Below are 15,337 nucleotides of genomic sequence, written 5' to 3'. Positions count from 1 at the left end.
AAGGCCGCGCAACAAGCCTATTGCCCGTAGTAAGAATTGGCGCCGTGCTTGCGCTCGTAGTGTTTTTTAATCAAGGCATCTTTCAGCCGCGCCACGCCCGGCTTCAGCGTGCAGCTGAGGTAGGCTAGGCGCGCCACTTCTTCGAGCACCGCGCTGTGGTACACGGCTTTCTCCACAGTTTTGCCCCAGGTGAAAGGCGCGTGGTTGCCCACGAGTATCATCTCGACTTCGGCAGGCGAAAGGCCACGCTTCTCAAACTCGTTGATGATTTGCCAGCCGGTCTGGTGCTCGTAGTCGCCCGCGATAAGCTCGTCGCTCATGGGCGGTGCGCAGGGCACATCGGCCGTGAGGTGGTCGGCGTGGGTGGTACCTAGGATGGGAATATCGAGCTGCGCCTGGGCCCAGGCCGTAGCATAGGTGCTGTGCGTGTGCACGATACCACCGATGTTCGTCCACTCTTTGAAGAGCAGCGCGTGGGTTTTCGTGTCGGACGAGGGACGCTTGGTGCCTTCGACAATGTTGTTGTCGAAGTCCACAATCACGATGTCCTCCGGCTTCAGCGTGGCGTAGGGCACCCCGCTAGGCTTGATGGCGAACACGCTTTTCTCGCGGTCCACCACGCTAGCGTTGCCGAAGGTGAAGAGCACCAGCCCGAGGGCTGGCAGCTGCATATTGGCCTCGTAGCAGGCTTGCTTTAGGTCTTGGTACTGGCTCATTAGGCGGTGGTGATGGCGGGGGTTTCGGGTTCCATTACCGGCTCCTCCGAGTGGCTGGTCGTCACGCTTTCCACGAACTTGCCCAGCGCCTGGTATTGCGCGTAGCGGGTGGCGTACTGGGCTACGCTCTCGGGGTTAGGGGTGTAGGTTTCGGCAAAACCGCTACCTAGGGCCTTCTGCGAAGCCAGCACATCGGGGTAAATACCTGCTGCCACGGCGGCGTACATAGCGGCACCTAGGGCCGGCGCCTGCTCCGACACGGCGATTTTGATGGGGCGGTCGAGCACGTCGGCCAGCGTCTGCATCACGAAGGCCGACTTTTTGGCCACGCCGCCGATGCCAATCACTTGTTTAATCGGAATGCCTTCGCTCTCAAAGCGCTCCACAATCTGCTTTGAGCCGTAGCAGATGGCTTCGACCAGCGCGCGGAACACTTGCGGCGCCGAAGTACCCATCGTCAGGCCCGTCAAGGCACCTTTCAGGGCCTGGTTGGCGTCGGGTGTGCGGCGGCCGTTAACCCAGTCGAGGGCCAGCACGTGGCTTTCGGCGGGGTCTACTTCAGCAGCAGCTTTGGTGAGCTGTACAATGAGGTTGTCGCTCACTTCTTGGCGATAAGCGGCTTGCTGCTCGGCAGTCAGCACTTTCGACTGCACAGCCTGCAACGGCCACTCTAGCATCTGGCGGAACCAGGCCAGCAGGTCGCCAAAAGCCGACTGCCCAGCCTCCAGGCCTAGCATGCCAGGGATGACCGAGCCATCGACCTGTCCGCAAATGCCGGCCACCAGGTGGTCGCCTACCTCGGCGGTTGGGGCTACTACAATGTCGCAGGTGCTGGTGCCCATCACCTTCACCATCGAATAGGATTCTATCTCGCCAGCTACGGCGCCTGCGTGCGCATCGAACGAGCCCGCGGCAATTACTGTGTTGGTAGTCAGGCCTAGACGCTGTGCCCATTCTTCCGAAAGATGCCCAGCTACTTCATCGGCAGTGTACGTTTCCGAGAATAATCGATTGCGTAAGCCGGCCAATTTAGGCTCAAGGTGCGTGAGAAACTCCTCTGGGGGCAGGCCGCCCCAGCTAGCGTGCCACAAGGCCTTGTGCCCGGCGGCGCAACGGCTGCGCTTGAACTCGGCCAGCGGCTGGCCAGTGAGGGTCAGCGTGAGCCAGTCGCAGTGCTCCATCCAAGAGTAAGCGGCGTTGGCTACAGCCTCATCCTCCCGCACAATGTGCATGATTTTAGCCCAAAACCACTCCGACGAATAGATGCCGCCTTCGTACTTGGTGTAGTCCTCGCCGCCCCAAGTGCGGGCTTTGTGGTTGATTTCGGCGGCCTCAGCCAGCGCAGTGTGGTCTTTCCACAGCACGAACAGTGCATTAGGATTCTCGGCAAACTCGGGCAGCATACCCAGCAGCTGGCCCTGCTCGTTCACCGGGCCGGGCGTGCTGCCAGTAGTGTCAATGGCGAGACCTAGGATTTGCTCAGCGGGCACCTTTTTGGCTACTTCGCTTACCGTGGCCTCGAGGCTTTCGAGGTGGTCGAGCGGGTGCTGGCGAAAGCGGTTTTTGGCGGGGTTGCAGTACTGGCCCTGCTTCCAGCGCGGGTAGTAATGCACAGCTTGCGCAACTTCGGCGCCGGTGCGGGCATCCACGAGCAAGGCGCGGGCCGAGTCGGTGCCGTAGTCGAGGCCGATAACGTAGGCCGGGGAGGCGGTTTGTTCTGGCACGGGTTGATTAATTAGGAATAGTAGTAGTAAGAGCGTTTGTCATGCTGACGAAGGAAGCATTTCATCCGGTTGGCACAGGTAGTTTACCCAGCGTGATAGGATGCTTCCTTCGTCAGCATGACAGAAATGCTATTTCCGCACCCCAAACGTGTAGCTCGTGGTGGTGTGGTAGGTTTCGCCTGGCTTCAGCACGGTGCTCGGAAACTCCTTCTGGTTGGGCGAATCGGGGAAGTGCTGGGTTTCGAGGCAGAAGCCGCCATGCTTGCCGTATACCACGCCATCCTTGCCTTTCAGGGTGCCATCCAAGAAGTTGCCGGTGTAGAACTGTACGCCGGGCTCGTCGGTGGTTACTTCCATGGTGCGGCCGGTGGTGGGCTCGTACACGGTGGCGGCGCTGTGCTGGCCGCTGGCCTGGTTCAGGACCCAGTTGTGGTCGTAGCCGCCGGGCACCTGCGCAATGCGCTCGCCAATGGCGTGGGGCGTGGTGAAGTCGAAGGGTGTGCCCTTCACCGGCTTCAACTCGCCGGTCGGGATGAGCTGGTCGTTCACCACCGTGTAGCGGTCGGCCGGAATGGTGACTTGGTGCGCCAGCACGTCCTTGCTCTGCCCTAGGGCCAGGTTGAAGTAGGCGTGGTTGGTGAGGTTGACGGGCGTGGCCTTATCGGTGGTAGCGGCGTAGTCGATTTTGAGGGCGTTATCGTTGGTGAGGGTGTAAGTCACCGTCACGTTGAGGTTACCGGGGTAGCCTTCCTCGCCGTCCTTGCTCAGGTAGCTGAGCGTTAGCGTCTGGCCGTCGCTGTCGGAGCCGGGCTTAGCAGTCCAGATTTTCTGGTCGAAGCCCAGCTTGCCGCCGTGCAGCGAGTTGCCGTTATTGTTCACGCCCACCTGGTACTCCTTGCCATCAACCGTGAATTTGCCCTTGGCGATGCGGTTGCCGTAGCGCCCGATGAGGGCACCGAAGTAGGGGTTCGACTTGCGGAACTCGGGGCTGAGGTAGCCCTCTGCCTTGTCGAAGCCCAGCACCACGTCGGAGATTTTGCCGTCCTTGTCAGGCACGAGCAGGCTGGTGAGCGTGCCGCCGTAAGTGCTGATGGTGGCCTTCATCCCCTTGGCGTTGGTGAGGGTGAAAAGCTGAATTTCTTGGCCGTCGGCAGTTTTGCCGAACGAAGCAGAGGTAGGCATGGCGGATGCGTTGGTGCCAGTGGCGGCCGAGTCGGCCGGGGCCGTCGTGGTAGTTGCCGCCGAGTCTTGGCTGGTGGTGGGTTTAGAATCGCAGCTGGCCAGCAGCAAGGCGGTGCTCAGGCCGGTAGCCAAAAGCGCGTAGCGGGGGGAGGTGGGCATGAAAAATGAAAGAATAAGGGTTACAGCACACTCAGCTTTTGGGTGAACGTGCCAGCCTCCCGGCTCACCTGCACCAGGTAGATGCCTGCCCCAAGCTGGGCCTCAATGGTCAACTTGGCTTGCTGCGGCCCAAACTGCTGCCGATACACTGATTGGCCCCGCAAGTTATACACTTGCACCTCTGTTGCTCCTATTCCGGGCCGGTTCTCTAATTCTACCATAAAGCTGCCAGCCGGGGCCGGGGCCGGATAAATACTAACGCCTGCTAGGCGCTGGGCTGCGGCCGTAGCGAGCGGGGCCGCTACCAGCGCGGCCGTCCAGCGCTGGCAGTCAAAGCCATTGTAGTACCACAGGCCGAGCTGCTGGCCCGGCGTGGTCGAGCAGTTGGGTACTTCCACCACGTTGTTGCCCGTGGCCGAGGTGAAGATGTAATCCCCATTGCTAGCCCGTTCTATAATGTACTGCTGGCACACCAGGCCATTGGTGGGCCATAGCTGCAGCTTGGTGCCCGCATCGGGCAGGCAGCCGGTCACGTCCGCGGCCAGCCCACCTAGGGCGTTAGTAATCTTATAAGCACCCGCGCCAACCGGCGCCATATCCCATTGCTGGCAGGCGAGGCCGCTGGGGGTGCCCTGGGCTATCGTTTGGCCCGCGGCGCCGGTGCAGCCCCAGGCATCCCACACCAGCTTACTCTGTTGGCTGGTGATGGTATAGCGCCCCGCGGCCAGCCAGTCGCGGCTCACGGTGGGCCAGCCAGTGGCGCCCCAGGTTAGGCGGGCTAAGCCGAGCTTGGGCGCGCCGTTGTCGAAGCCGTCGTAGTAGTGGTGGCTGAAATACGTGACGCCGTTTTCGGTGAAGAGCCCGGCGTGGCCCGGCCCGATATAGCGGCCGGCGCGGCTTAGCAGCGTAGTGCCGCCGTTGGCATTCAGGTCTTGGCCATTTTGGTCGAGGAAAGGACCGGTGGGGTTGGCCGAGCGCCCTACCTGGATGAAGTAGGTGCTGGCAGCCCCGTTGCAGCACGTGCCGCGGTTCACAAACAAGTAGTAATAGCCATTATTGTAAGCCACGTAGGCAGCTTCCACGCCCCCATTGGCCACGTTGTATTGAGTATTCACATTGAGCGGCTTGCCCGTATTGGCATCAAGCTGCGTAATGCGGATGCCGCCGAAGTACGAGCCATAGATGAGCCACTGGTTGCTGCTAGCATCGGTATACAGCGCGGGGTCGATAGCATTGGCCACGCTGGTCGTGTTGCTCGAAATAACCTCACCTTGGTCAGTCCACTTATAATCGGGGCTGTTGGGGTCGAGGGTGGGATTGGTGGCTAGCCCGATGGCCGACACCTGCGAGCCAAACGTCGAGCACGAGTAGTACAGGTAGTACTTACCGTTCATAAACTTGCACTCGGGCGCCCAAAACGTGCCCGCAAAGCCCGGTACCTTGCCATTAATCCAGCTCGGGTACAGTGACTTGGTGTATACCGACCTGGCATCCGTCCAGTTGATGAGGTCCGTCGAGTACTTGCAGGCGATGCCATCGCCGGTGCCAAATACCCAGTAGGTGTTACCGCTCTTCAGGATAGTAGAGGGGTCGTGCATACCTAGGGCGCCTTGCAGTGCGTAGGCCGGGGCCGAGGCCAGCCAAGCCACCAATAGGAATGCTAATAAGGCCCGGCACCGAGCGCGCAGCAGTAGAATTTTTACCATAGGGGTGGGAAAAGGAGGTAAGTGTGCTTGTGGCTGCTGCTTCACCCCAGGGGGCAGTGCAGCGGCCAGCTAAGAGTAAGCAGGCTTTGCTTGGTATGGACGAGACTGCTAATAGTCAGACGAGTAAGCAATAGCTCCGCTTTTGCTGAGCAAAGCATCATTAAAGCTGGATTCGAGGTGAGGTAACTCAGCCCGCTTCGATTATTGAGGAGATGCTGCAGCTCTGGTACAGGCTATTTTATGAAAGGGAATAAGGTAACAGGTTAGATATGCACAATCGATTGTGCATACAGTTATTAAAAAACCGCTGCTGCGGTAGTTCTAAAATGTAAAGAATTAGTCTTTAAAAGCGCAATACTGCAAAGCCCATAGGATAATGTTTTGACAATATTAGCAAATAATAATCAGTAAGAAAAATATTATTCGCTGAAAAAATTAGGCTCTTACCTTATAACAAAGATAAAGTCTTGCTACCTGTTCAATCAGCAACATATGGCGTGCCTTGCCGCATTAGTAGCATTAACGATTGCGTGAGCAATTAGCACAATTACTTCAAGCGGAGTGATATTGCTAGCGTGTGCGTAAATCAGCCTCAGTCTGTATTTAGTGTGCCAGACGGAACGCAGCCCCCTAGATGCTGGCGGACTAAAACGACTAAAGCCCAACCTCCCAGAATATTAATAGGAGATTGGGCCTTTAGGCATCAAGTATTACGCACCTAGGGTAGCACCGAGGTACTAATAAGTCTGTAGGCCGCCGCTGAGGAACCGCACAAAATTGTCGGGCTCGTAGTTGGCGCCTTGAGCAGGTGCTAGCTGCTTGCCTTCACGCCCTAGCAGCACGTAGTAAGGCTGCGAGTTGGCGTTGAAGCGGCTGGCTTGCATGTCGCTCCATTTGTTGCCGATAGTCTTTATTTTCTTGCCGCTGTACTTCGATACGTACTGCTCGGCAGCGGGCAATTCCGTCTTATCGTCTACATAAAGCTGAATGAGCACGTACTTATCTCTAATCAGGGGCAGCACCTGCTTATCGGGCCATACGTTGGCTTCCATTTTGCGGCAGTTCACGCAGGCGTGTCCCGTGAAGTCGATAAGCACCGGCTTATTCATCTTCTGGGCATAAGCCATGCCTTCATCGTAGTCGAAGAACGCATTGAGACCTAGGGGCGCGTGAAACAGTTCGGCATATTTATGAGGCGTAGCGTCGGCTTCAGGTCGTGCCGCGGCAGTGCCACCCCCAAGCAAGCTAGGAGTATAGAGGTCAAAGTCCTGGGTATCCTGCGGGGGCAAGAAGGCCGATACGGCCTTTAGCGGAGCGCCCCACAAGCCGGGTACTAGGTAGAGTGTGAAAGCCAGCGTGATAATGGCCAAAAACAGTCGCGGCAGGGTGATGAATGGCATGTCGCTGTCGTGCGAGAAACGCAGCTTGCCAAGCAAGTACATCCCCATCATGCCAAAAATGACCACCCACAGCACCAAGAATACCTCCCGGTCAAACCATTCCCAGTGATAAGCTAGGTCTACGTTGGACAGAAACTTGAGCGCCAGAGCCAGCTCCAAAAAGCCTAGGGTCACTTTTACCGAGTTGAGCCAGCCGCCCGACTTAGGCAGCGATGACAGCCAGCCCGGGAAAAGCGAGAACAAGGTAAAGGGCATAGCCAACGCTAGCGCAAACCCGAACATGCCCACGGCTGGTCCGAGCAGCTGGCCCATACTAGCGGCCTGCACCAGCAAGGTGCCAATGATGGGGCCAGTGCACGAAAACGACACCAGCGAGAGTGTGGCCGCCATGAAGAAGATGCCGAGCAAGCCGCCTTCGTCGGCCTTGGCATCCATCTTATTGGCCCACGAGGTGGGCAGCATAATTTCGAAAGCCCCCAGAAAAGAAGCCCCGAACACCACCAGCATCAGGAAGAAGAAGAAGTTGAACAGCCCATTGGTAGACAAGTCGTTCAGGGCATCGGCCCCGAAAATGACCGTGATGAGCAGCCCCAGCGCCACGTAAATGACGATGATGCTGAGGCCGTAGATAAAAGCATTACGGATGCCGCGCGCCCGGGTGCCCGAGCGCTTGGTGAAGAAGCTCACCGTCATGGGCAGCAGCGGGAAGATGCACGGCATAATAATGGCCGCAAAGCCACCAGCTAGGCCCGCCAAAAAAGTGACCCAAAGCGACGTATCGGCCGGGGCGGGGCGGGGGGGAGCCGGGGCTACCGTCGTGGGGGCGGCCGCGGTGCTACTCTTAGCAGGGGCGGCTGAGCTGACCACTGGCGTGTCGGCGGCCGCTGGCTGTGGGGTAGCTGCTGCGGGGGACTGGGCGGCAGGTGCCGGCGCCTCGATGGGCGTGAAGTCTATATCAGCCGTCGAAACGGTGTCTTGCGCTAGGGCCGGCATCCCGCTCAGCAGCCCTAGGGTCAGCCACCAGCCCAGCAGCCAGGCCGTGTGCTTGCGCCAAAAGCCGAATGCCCCGAAGGGATTACGAAATTTCATTTGGGCGCTTACTTAACGGGGATGCTGAAGGCGACTTCGTCGGGGGGCAAGCACTTCTCATCGTTGCAGGCCATAAACTCTAGGTTACCCTTCACCGTAACGGGGCCTTTGCCAGTCAGCTTTACTTTCTGCTGGAAAATAACCGAATTGGCAAAGTAGCTTACCTCCATGCCAAAGGTCTTTTCCATGCGCGTAACGGGCTTGGGCTCTTGGGTGGGGCCCACCAGGGTGTAGGCCTTAGAGGGGTCAAACTTTACAGTCGTCTTCACGGGGCCGCCGTCTTTTACGTGCTGCGAGTACACGTGCCAACCCGCGTCGATGGTAGCTTTTATAAGCACTACGGCTTCGGTGGGGCTGGTTTTCTTGGCAGCGTAGCTCCAGTGAACGGGGGCCAGAATCTGGGCGTGGGCCTGCGAGGCACCCAGCAGGGCAAAAGCTGCCAATGCAATTTTTTTCATGTTAAGTACTTAGGTACTGTGCGTACCCACTTGAGTATGGTAAGAATAGCAGCTCGGGACTGAGCTAGGAAAACAAGCCGATAAGGAGCAAAGTTACTTTTGGCGGTAGGGGAGCCGCTAGCTGAGGCACGTAGGGTGCTAACACCGATAACCTCGAGATAAATCGCCGCCAAAATACGCGTGTCTTCGCTGAATAGCCAGCGTCTGGCCCGCATGTTTTTACAATTTCTGTGCCACTGACTTAGCAGCGGCGCTTTCACGAAGAAGCCACCAGCCGGCGTGCCGACTGATGGCGTAATGCGCTAAAAACTCGTGGTTAGCTGCCCTAGGTCACTAAAAAGCAGGGCGGGCGACATATGCTTGTTAAGAAGTACGTCCCGTCGGCGTTGCTTAAGCAAATAAGGGTGCTCACAGTCATTTGAGTTGGTGCGTCGATGGCACAGCCCGTACCATCGACGCACCAACTTAAATAGCTGCTATAAGTGTTTCAATTCAACCCTCAACTAAGCATTGGCTAGGGCGCGGTCGAGGTGCACGTAGCCGCCATCGACGTGCAAAATTTGCCCGGTGGTGTGGCTGCTGCGGGCCGAGAGCAGGAAGGCTGTGGTATTGGCAATTTCTTCGGCCGTGGTCATGCGGTTTTCCAGTGGAATCTTGCTGGTGATTTCGCGCAGCTTCTCCTCGGGGTTGGACAGCGTCGCAATCCAGGTTTCGTAAGCGGGCGTCCAGCACTCGGCCACTACCACGGCATTCACTCGGATGCCGTGTTTAAGCAGCTCTACCGCCCACTCGCGGGTAAGCGCGTTGCGCCCGCCATTGGCCGCAGCGTAGGCCGAGGTGTTGCCCTGGCCGGTTTCGGCCGTCTTGGATGAGATATTGACGATGGCACCCTTGCTCTTGATGAGCTCGGGTAGGGCGTGGTGCGCCATGAGGTAGTAGTGCACCACGTTGCGGTGCAGGCTCTGCATAAAGCGCTCATAGTCGCCGCTTTCGAGCCCGACCCCGTCGTTGACGCCAGCATTGTTTACCAGCCCGTCGATGCGGCCAAACTGCGCTACTACCTGCGCTACGGCGCTGGCGCACGCGGCGGGCTCGGCTAGCTCGGCCACTACCTGCCCGGCGCGGCCACCCGCGGCCGTGATGGCAGCCACGGCCTGCTCATTATCGGCGGCGTTGCGGCCCACAATGACGGGCACTGCCCCCTCGCGGGCTAGCACCTGCGCAATGCCTTCCCCGATGCCCTTGGCCCCACCCGTCACGATGATAACCTTATCCTGAAGCTGTAAATCCATCTTTATTAAGTAGCAATTGTCGATGAGCAATGAAAGCCGTCATGCAGAGCGTAGCGAAGCATCTCACGTGCTAACGTTAGAAATTACTGCACCACGCGAGATGCTTCGCTACGCTCTGCATGACCTATTATCAAACACTTAAGCCATAGAAGCGCGCCGCGTTGTCGCCCCAAAACTGCGCCTGCTCGGTGGGTGTAAACGGCACCAAGTAGTCTTCTAGTAGCCCTAGGGCCCGGTCGTAGCCGCCAGCCACGTTGCACACCGGCCAGTCAGAGCCGTAAAGCACGCGCTCGGGGCCGAAGGCGGCAAACACTACGTCGAGGTAAGGCCGGAAATCCTGCGGCTGCCAGTGCTGCCAGTCGGCCTCCGTCACTAGGCCCGACACCTTGCAGCTCACGTTCTCGTGTGCCGCGAGGTGTCGGATGTCTCGCATCCAGTCGTCGATTTCTTGCTCTTTGATGGGGGGCTTGGCGATGTGGTCAACTACAAACGGCTGGTTAGGGAATGCCTGGGCCAACTCGGCGGCGTAGCCGAGTTGGTCGGGCAAAATCAACAAATCGTAAGTAAAGCCAAACGCTGCCAGCGCCTCGATGCCGCGCCGAAATGCAGGCGTCAGCATCAGGGCCCGGTCGGCTTCGCCTTGTAGCACGTGCCGGAAGCCTTTGAGCGGCGCAAACTGCTGGTAGTGACCTAGGCGCTCGGCCACGTCGGTGGCCTGCAAATCGACCCAACCTACCACGCCTTTGATGAAGCTATGCGCGGCGGCTCGCTCCAGCAGCCAGTCGGTTTCGGCTTCGCTCTGGCTGGCCTGCACGGCTACGCAGCCATCGAGGCCGTGCTGCTGCAACAGGGGCTGCAAATCAGCGGGCAGGAAGTCGCGCCGGATGGCCGCCATGTCGGGCGTTATCCAGGCGTCGCGTACCGGGTCGAAGTGCCAGAAGTGCTGGTGAGCATCAATGCGCGGCATAGGCTTTCACTACTTGGCGCGAGGTACCTAGGCCGTCAATACCCAACTCGACTACATCGCCGGGCTTGAGGTACACGGGCGGCTTAAAGCCCAGGCCTACGCCGGCCGGCGTGCCGGTCGAGATGATGTCGCCGGGCAGCAGGGTCATAAACTGGCTGAGGTAAGACACCAGGAAGGGAATCTTAAAAATGAGGTTGGCGGTGGTGCCGTCCTGCATCATCTGGCCGTTTACCGTCAGCCACAGGCGTAGGTTGTCTATGTCGCCTAGCTCATCGGGCGTGGCCAGGAAGGGGCCCACCGGCGCAAAGGTGTCGCAGCCCTTGCCCTTGTCCCAGGTGCCGCTGCGCTCTAGCTGAAACTCGCGCTCCGACACGTCGTTGTGCAGCACGTAGCCCGCAATATACTGCTCGGCATCAGCCTCTTCTACGTAGGAGGCGCGCTTGCCAATCACCACGGCCAACTCCACTTCCCAGTCGGTTTTTACCGAGTTTTTGGGGATGATGATGTCGTCGTTGGGCCCCACGTAGGCCGTGGTCGATTTCATAAACAGCACCGGCTCGGCTGGCGGCGTGGCGCCGGTTTCCTTGGCGTGGTCGGCGTAGTTGAGGCCGATGCACAGGATTTTAGAAGGGCGCGCTACGGGCGGCCCTAGGCGTTCACTATCCGCTACCTGCGGCAACTGGCCTTCGTGGCTTTGCACAAAATCGGCGAGCCGTTGCAGGCCATCAGTGGCGAAGAATTCTTCGGTGTAGTCCTGGCCAAAGGCTGATACGTCGTAGCGCTGGTCGTTGAGAAGTACACCGGGTTTTTCCTGGCCGGGCTGGCCGTAGCGAATGAGTTTCATGAAACTATATAAGGGTTGCGTATGGGAATCGTTGTCATGCAGCGCGTAGCGAAGCAGCTCGCTCGTTTCGTTGCTAGCGTAGGATGTTACTGCAACACGCGAGATGCTTCGCTTCGCTCTGCATGACTTACGTATTGAGCTTGATGAAGCCGCCGTCGAGCGGGTAGTCGCAGCCCGTCACGAAGCCGGCCTCGTCGGAGCAGAGGTAAAGTGCCAGGGCGGCTACCTCGTCGGGCTGGCCCATGCGACCGATGGGCTGGCTTTTCGAAAGCTTATCGAAAATATCCTCCTCGCGGCCGGCGTAGTTTTTGGCAATAAAGCCATCGACAAAGGGCGTGTGCACCCGCGCCGGCGAAATGCTGTTGCAGCGAATATTGCTGCCTAGGTAGTCACGTGCCACCGAGAGCGTCATGGCAAAGATGGCGCCCTTGCTCATGGAGTAGGCAAAGCGGTCGGTGAGACCCACGTGCGCCGCGATGCTAGCCATGTTTACGATGGCCCCGCCGCCCTGCGCCTTCATCAGCGGCACGGCCGCAAACAGGCAGTTATAAGCACCCTTCACGTTGACCTGGTACACGCGCTCGAAGTCCGCTTCGGGCGTCGTTTCCACGTTGCCGACGTGCGCAATGCCCGCATTATTCACCAGTACATCGACCTGGCCGATGGCTTGGAAGGCGGCCACCACCTGCGCCTGCTGGCTGACATCGGCCGCGTGCACGTGGGCCGTGCCGCCAGCTTGCCTGATTTCGTCGGCCACCTGCTGGCCGGCTTCGGCCGTCAGCTCGATGATGTGCACCTCTGCGCCCTGGCGAGCAAAAAGTAGGGAAATGGCCCGGCCAATGCCGCTGCCGCCCCCCGTAATGACGGCCTTTTTGTTGGTTAAACTAAACATGACTAAGGAAGCTCCGGGCCGCTGGGCGCGGCTAATGAATGGCCAAAAGAAGCGATAAACGGCGGCAAGCTCAGCATAATGGATGAAAGAAACCGAAATCAGGCCCTAGGTAGGAGGGTGCTGGGAGGGATGAGGCCAAGCCGCCAACTGTTGAAGCGGTAGCGCCCAGGACCTGTGCGCAGCTACTCGGTTTCGCCTGTCATTGCGAGCGCAGCGAAGCAAGCGCATTCCAATGGCGGCGCTGAACAGGTGCGATTGCTTCGCTGCGCTCGCAATGACAGGCGAAATACAAAGCGGTCGCAGCCTATGTGAAAGGCAGCAGCATTGCGGCTGGGTAGTCGAGCTAAGTTGACCCTAGGTAGTAAGCCAGCCAGTAAACCAACCGCGAATGACTTGTAAAGCAGCTAGGTTTGTGCTCCTTCCCAGCCCAACCCTAACCCGCATGCAGCCCACTCCGCTACCCACCAAACCCCATTATCCCATCCTCGACGGCCTGCGGGGCGTGGCGGCGCTCCTGGTCGTGGCCTTTCACTTGTGCGAGGCCCACGCCACCAGCCACCTCGACCAGGTGATTAACCACGGCTACCTGGCGGTGGATTTTTTCTTTCTGCTGTCGGGGTTCGTGATTGGCTACGCCTACGACGACCGGTGGGGCCGCCTCACGGTGGGCAGTTTCTTCAAGCGGCGGCTGGTGCGGCTGCAACCCATGGTGGTGCTGGGCATGGTGATAGGGGCGGCGATGTACTATTTCCAGGCATCGGCGCTGTTCCCCATCATCGGCCAAACGCCGGTGTGGAAGATGCTGCTGGTCATGCTCCTAGGTTGTTTTATGGTGCCGGTGCCGGTGTCGCTCGACATACGGGGCTGGCACGAAACCTATCCGCTCGACGGGCCGGGCTGGTCGCTGTTTTTCGAGTATGTGGCCAATGTGCTGTACGCCACCATAGTGCGCCGCTTCTCCAATGTAGCGCTGGGCATCTTGGTGGTGCTGGCGGCGGGGGCGCTGCTGCACCTAGGCCTCACCAGCCCGCAGGGCGATGTTATTGGGGGCTGGTCGCTAGAGCCTGAGCAGCTGCACATCGGCTTTGCGCGCATGACGTACCCGTTTTTTGCGGGGCTGCTGCTGTTTCGGCTGGCCCGGCTGCGGCCGGTGCAAAATGCCTTTTTATGGTGCAGCCTGGCCGTGGTGGTTGTGTTGGCCATGCCCCGCATCGGCAGCCCCACGCAACTCTGGCAAAATGGGCTCTACGATGCGCTCTGCATCATTCTTGTCTTCCCCGCTATCATCTTCTTCGGGGCCAGTGGGGCGGTGCGCTCAGGCGCGGGCCAGCGGCTGTGCCGCTTCCTAGGTGATATTTCGTACCCAATTTACATCACGCACTACCCGCTCATTTACACCTACACGGCCTGGGTCGCTACCCATAAAGTGTCCTTGCGTGAGGGCTTGCCCGTGGCGGCGCTGGTCTACCTAGCGGCAGTGGCGCTGGCGTATGGGTGCTTGAAGTTTTACGATGAGCCGGTACGGGAGTGGTTGAGGAAGAAGGTGTTGGTAGATGTGGGTGGCACCCAAGCAACGGTAGTTTCTGCGGTAACAAAATGAAACCTAGCTGGCAAGGTTTACCGCTCGCACTTCTTTGTTAGAACGAATATGGAATACCATAGGAGCTTGCATCATAAGTGACACCCACCTGATTCCTCATATTATATGCGTTTGACTCTACTTCTCATCTTAACTCTGCTTTCAGCCTGTGCAACGGAGAAACTTGTAGTTGTCAAACAAGATGGTAAGTTCGGAGTGATTAATAAGAAAGGAAATTTTGTAATAACTCCGAAATGGGATTGGCTCATGTACAGCCATGAGAATAAACAATTACTTGTTTGCCAAGATAGCCTGTATGGATTCGTAGATAAGAAGGGGAATGATTTAATAAAGCCTAAATATAAAGATGCGCATATGTTTTCGGAGGCATTGGCGGCGGTTAGTAATGGTCAAAAGTTCGGATTCATTAATGTAAAAGGCGATACTGTCATACCATTTGAATACAATGATGTTTTTCTTGGCTTTTCAAATGGTTTATCGGATGTGACTCTTAATAATAAGTGCGGTTACATAGATAAAAAGGGGGCTATTAAGATACCGCTAATTTATAATACCTGCTATCCCTTTTTATCGAAATATGCAGATGTTTTGACTTTAGATTTAGATTCTAAGGTAATTGACACTCGAGGAAGAATAATTGGAAATCCTAATAAATTAAAGGGAAAGCGGCTTTGGTTAAAAAATTTCCCTGATGACTATTTTATAGTCAGAGGTTCTAAAGGGACAGGATGGTTGAATAGTAAGATGGATACAATTGTTCAGCCTATTTATAAGTCAGTAGGTATCTTTCGCCAAAAACGCTCCATTGTAAATTATGAGGGAAGTTGGGGAGTAGTGGATAACAAGGGAAGGATTATTGTGAAACCTCAATTTGAGGATTTGTGGCATTTTAGCGAAGGGCTAGCTAACTTCAAATTGAATGGGAAATGGGGTTATATAAACCGTAAAGGACAAATTGTTATTAATCCCACATATGACTATGCTCATGAGTTCTCGGCCGGACTAGCTTATGTAGAAATGCATAATAAAGCTGTTTTCATAGATAAAAAGGGGAGAATGATAATCAAGCCTATATTTGATGTGTATAGAATTGCCGGGAAGTTTGAGTAATAGAAATTTGTTAGATAGTCCGTCGGTTTTTAAGTGCCTATTAAGGGTTTCATCTACCACCATGTACAAATCGACCAAATGCGTACTAGCATTTTAGGATAGCGAGAATCAAAAATCCGAATGAAGTGGGTGTGAATTGCGACCCACTCTTCAGCGGGCCTAGCAGCCGAGGTATCTGCTCGCATTAAATACTGGCAA

The 15,337-nt window shown here is 57.1% G+C and carries 12 protein-coding genes; 2 read left to right on the top strand and 10 right to left on the bottom strand.

Translation table 11 applies throughout. The features are described from left to right. Positions 1-17: 17 nt before the first annotated feature. The 10 genes from JAO77_RS18425 to JAO77_RS18380 form a co-directional block, all read right to left on the bottom strand. Positions 18-716, bottom strand: a complete 699-nt coding sequence (locus JAO77_RS18425; protein ID WP_198991907.1) for an L-ribulose-5-phosphate 4-epimerase — start codon at positions 714-716, stop codon at positions 18-20. Next, on the bottom strand, positions 716-2,440 hold the full coding sequence (locus tag JAO77_RS18420) for a ribulokinase (RefSeq protein WP_198991906.1): 1,725 nt from the start codon (positions 2,438-2,440) through the stop codon (positions 716-718). Before JAO77_RS18420 ends, JAO77_RS18425 begins: the two co-directional genes overlap by 1 nt. Before the next feature lie 129 nt (positions 2,441-2,569). Beyond that, positions 2,570-3,781, bottom strand: a complete 1,212-nt coding sequence (locus tag JAO77_RS18415) for an aldose epimerase family protein (protein ID WP_198991905.1) — start codon at positions 3,779-3,781, stop codon at positions 2,570-2,572. A 20-nt stretch (positions 3,782-3,801) separates the two neighbouring features. Beyond that, positions 3,802-5,487: a family 43 glycosylhydrolase gene (locus JAO77_RS18410; protein ID WP_198991904.1), complete on the bottom strand. Its 1,686-nt coding sequence runs from the start codon at positions 5,485-5,487 to the stop codon at positions 3,802-3,804. A 737-nt stretch (positions 5,488-6,224) separates the two neighbouring features. Further along, complete coding sequence (locus tag JAO77_RS18405) at positions 6,225-7,976, bottom strand: protein-disulfide reductase DsbD family protein (protein ID WP_198991903.1); 1,752 nt, start codon at positions 7,974-7,976, stop codon at positions 6,225-6,227. 8 nt (positions 7,977-7,984) lie between these two features. Further along, positions 7,985-8,434: a protein-disulfide reductase DsbD domain-containing protein gene (locus JAO77_RS18400; RefSeq protein ID WP_198991902.1), complete on the bottom strand. Its 450-nt coding sequence runs from the start codon at positions 8,432-8,434 to the stop codon at positions 7,985-7,987. A 503-nt stretch (positions 8,435-8,937) separates the two neighbouring features. Continuing rightward, positions 8,938-9,726, bottom strand: coding sequence for an L-fucose dehydrogenase (locus tag JAO77_RS18395; protein ID WP_198991901.1), 789 nt, complete (start codon positions 9,724-9,726; stop codon positions 8,938-8,940). A gap of 130 nt (positions 9,727-9,856) precedes the next feature. Beyond that, positions 9,857-10,693 (bottom strand): amidohydrolase family protein, encoded by an 837-nt coding sequence (locus JAO77_RS18390; protein WP_198991900.1) that lies wholly within the window; start codon positions 10,691-10,693, stop codon positions 9,857-9,859. After that, positions 10,680-11,537: a fumarylacetoacetate hydrolase family protein gene (locus JAO77_RS18385; RefSeq protein WP_198991899.1), complete on the bottom strand. Its 858-nt coding sequence runs from the start codon at positions 11,535-11,537 to the stop codon at positions 10,680-10,682. The genes JAO77_RS18390 and JAO77_RS18385 overlap by 14 nt, the downstream gene beginning before the upstream one ends. Before the next feature lie 127 nt (positions 11,538-11,664). Further along, positions 11,665-12,429, bottom strand: a complete 765-nt coding sequence (locus JAO77_RS18380; protein WP_198991898.1) for an SDR family NAD(P)-dependent oxidoreductase — start codon at positions 12,427-12,429, stop codon at positions 11,665-11,667. Between the two features lie 442 nt (positions 12,430-12,871). Between JAO77_RS18380 and JAO77_RS18375 the strand changes: the two genes are divergently transcribed. Continuing rightward, entirely contained in the window at positions 12,872-14,029 is a 1,158-nt protein-coding gene (locus JAO77_RS18375; RefSeq protein ID WP_198991897.1) for an acyltransferase family protein, read from the top strand. 105 nt (positions 14,030-14,134) lie between these two features. Continuing rightward, entirely contained in the window at positions 14,135-15,139 is a 1,005-nt protein-coding gene (locus JAO77_RS18370) for a WG repeat-containing protein (protein ID WP_198991896.1), read from the top strand. Positions 15,140-15,337 lie beyond the last annotated feature (198 nt).

It is taken from the genome of Hymenobacter sp. BT559, from assembly GCF_016427535.1.
Taxonomy (GTDB): domain Bacteria; phylum Bacteroidota; class Bacteroidia; order Cytophagales; family Hymenobacteraceae; genus Hymenobacter.
Note: the sequence above shows the minus strand (reverse complement) of the source record. Positions and strands in the feature narration are given on the sequence as shown.

Coding starts and splice junctions, on each gene's coding strand:
- JAO77_RS18425 (WP_198991907.1), bottom strand. CDS start 716: ATGAGCCAGTACCAAGACCTAAAGCAAGCCTGCTACGAGGCCAATATG.
- JAO77_RS18415 (WP_198991905.1), bottom strand. CDS start 3,781: ATGCCCACCTCCCCCCGCTACGCGCTTTTGGCTACCGGCCTGAGCACC.
- JAO77_RS18410 (WP_198991904.1), bottom strand. CDS start 5,487: ATGGTAAAAATTCTACTGCTGCGCGCTCGGTGCCGGGCCTTATTAGCA.
- JAO77_RS18405 (WP_198991903.1), bottom strand. CDS start 7,976: ATGAAATTTCGTAATCCCTTCGGGGCATTCGGCTTTTGGCGCAAGCAC.
- JAO77_RS18400 (WP_198991902.1), bottom strand. CDS start 8,434: ATGAAAAAAATTGCATTGGCAGCTTTTGCCCTGCTGGGTGCCTCGCAG.
- JAO77_RS18395 (WP_198991901.1), bottom strand. CDS start 9,726: ATGGATTTACAGCTTCAGGATAAGGTTATCATCGTGACGGGTGGGGCC.
- JAO77_RS18390 (WP_198991900.1), bottom strand. CDS start 10,693: ATGCCGCGCATTGATGCTCACCAGCACTTCTGGCACTTCGACCCGGTA.
- JAO77_RS18385 (WP_198991899.1), bottom strand. CDS start 11,537: ATGAAACTCATTCGCTACGGCCAGCCCGGCCAGGAAAAACCCGGTGTA.
- JAO77_RS18380 (WP_198991898.1), bottom strand. CDS start 12,429: ATGTTTAGTTTAACCAACAAAAAGGCCGTCATTACGGGGGGCGGCAGC.
- JAO77_RS18375 (WP_198991897.1), top strand. CDS start 12,872: ATGCAGCCCACTCCGCTACCCACCAAACCCCATTATCCCATCCTCGAC.
- JAO77_RS18370 (WP_198991896.1), top strand. CDS start 14,135: ATGCGTTTGACTCTACTTCTCATCTTAACTCTGCTTTCAGCCTGTGCA.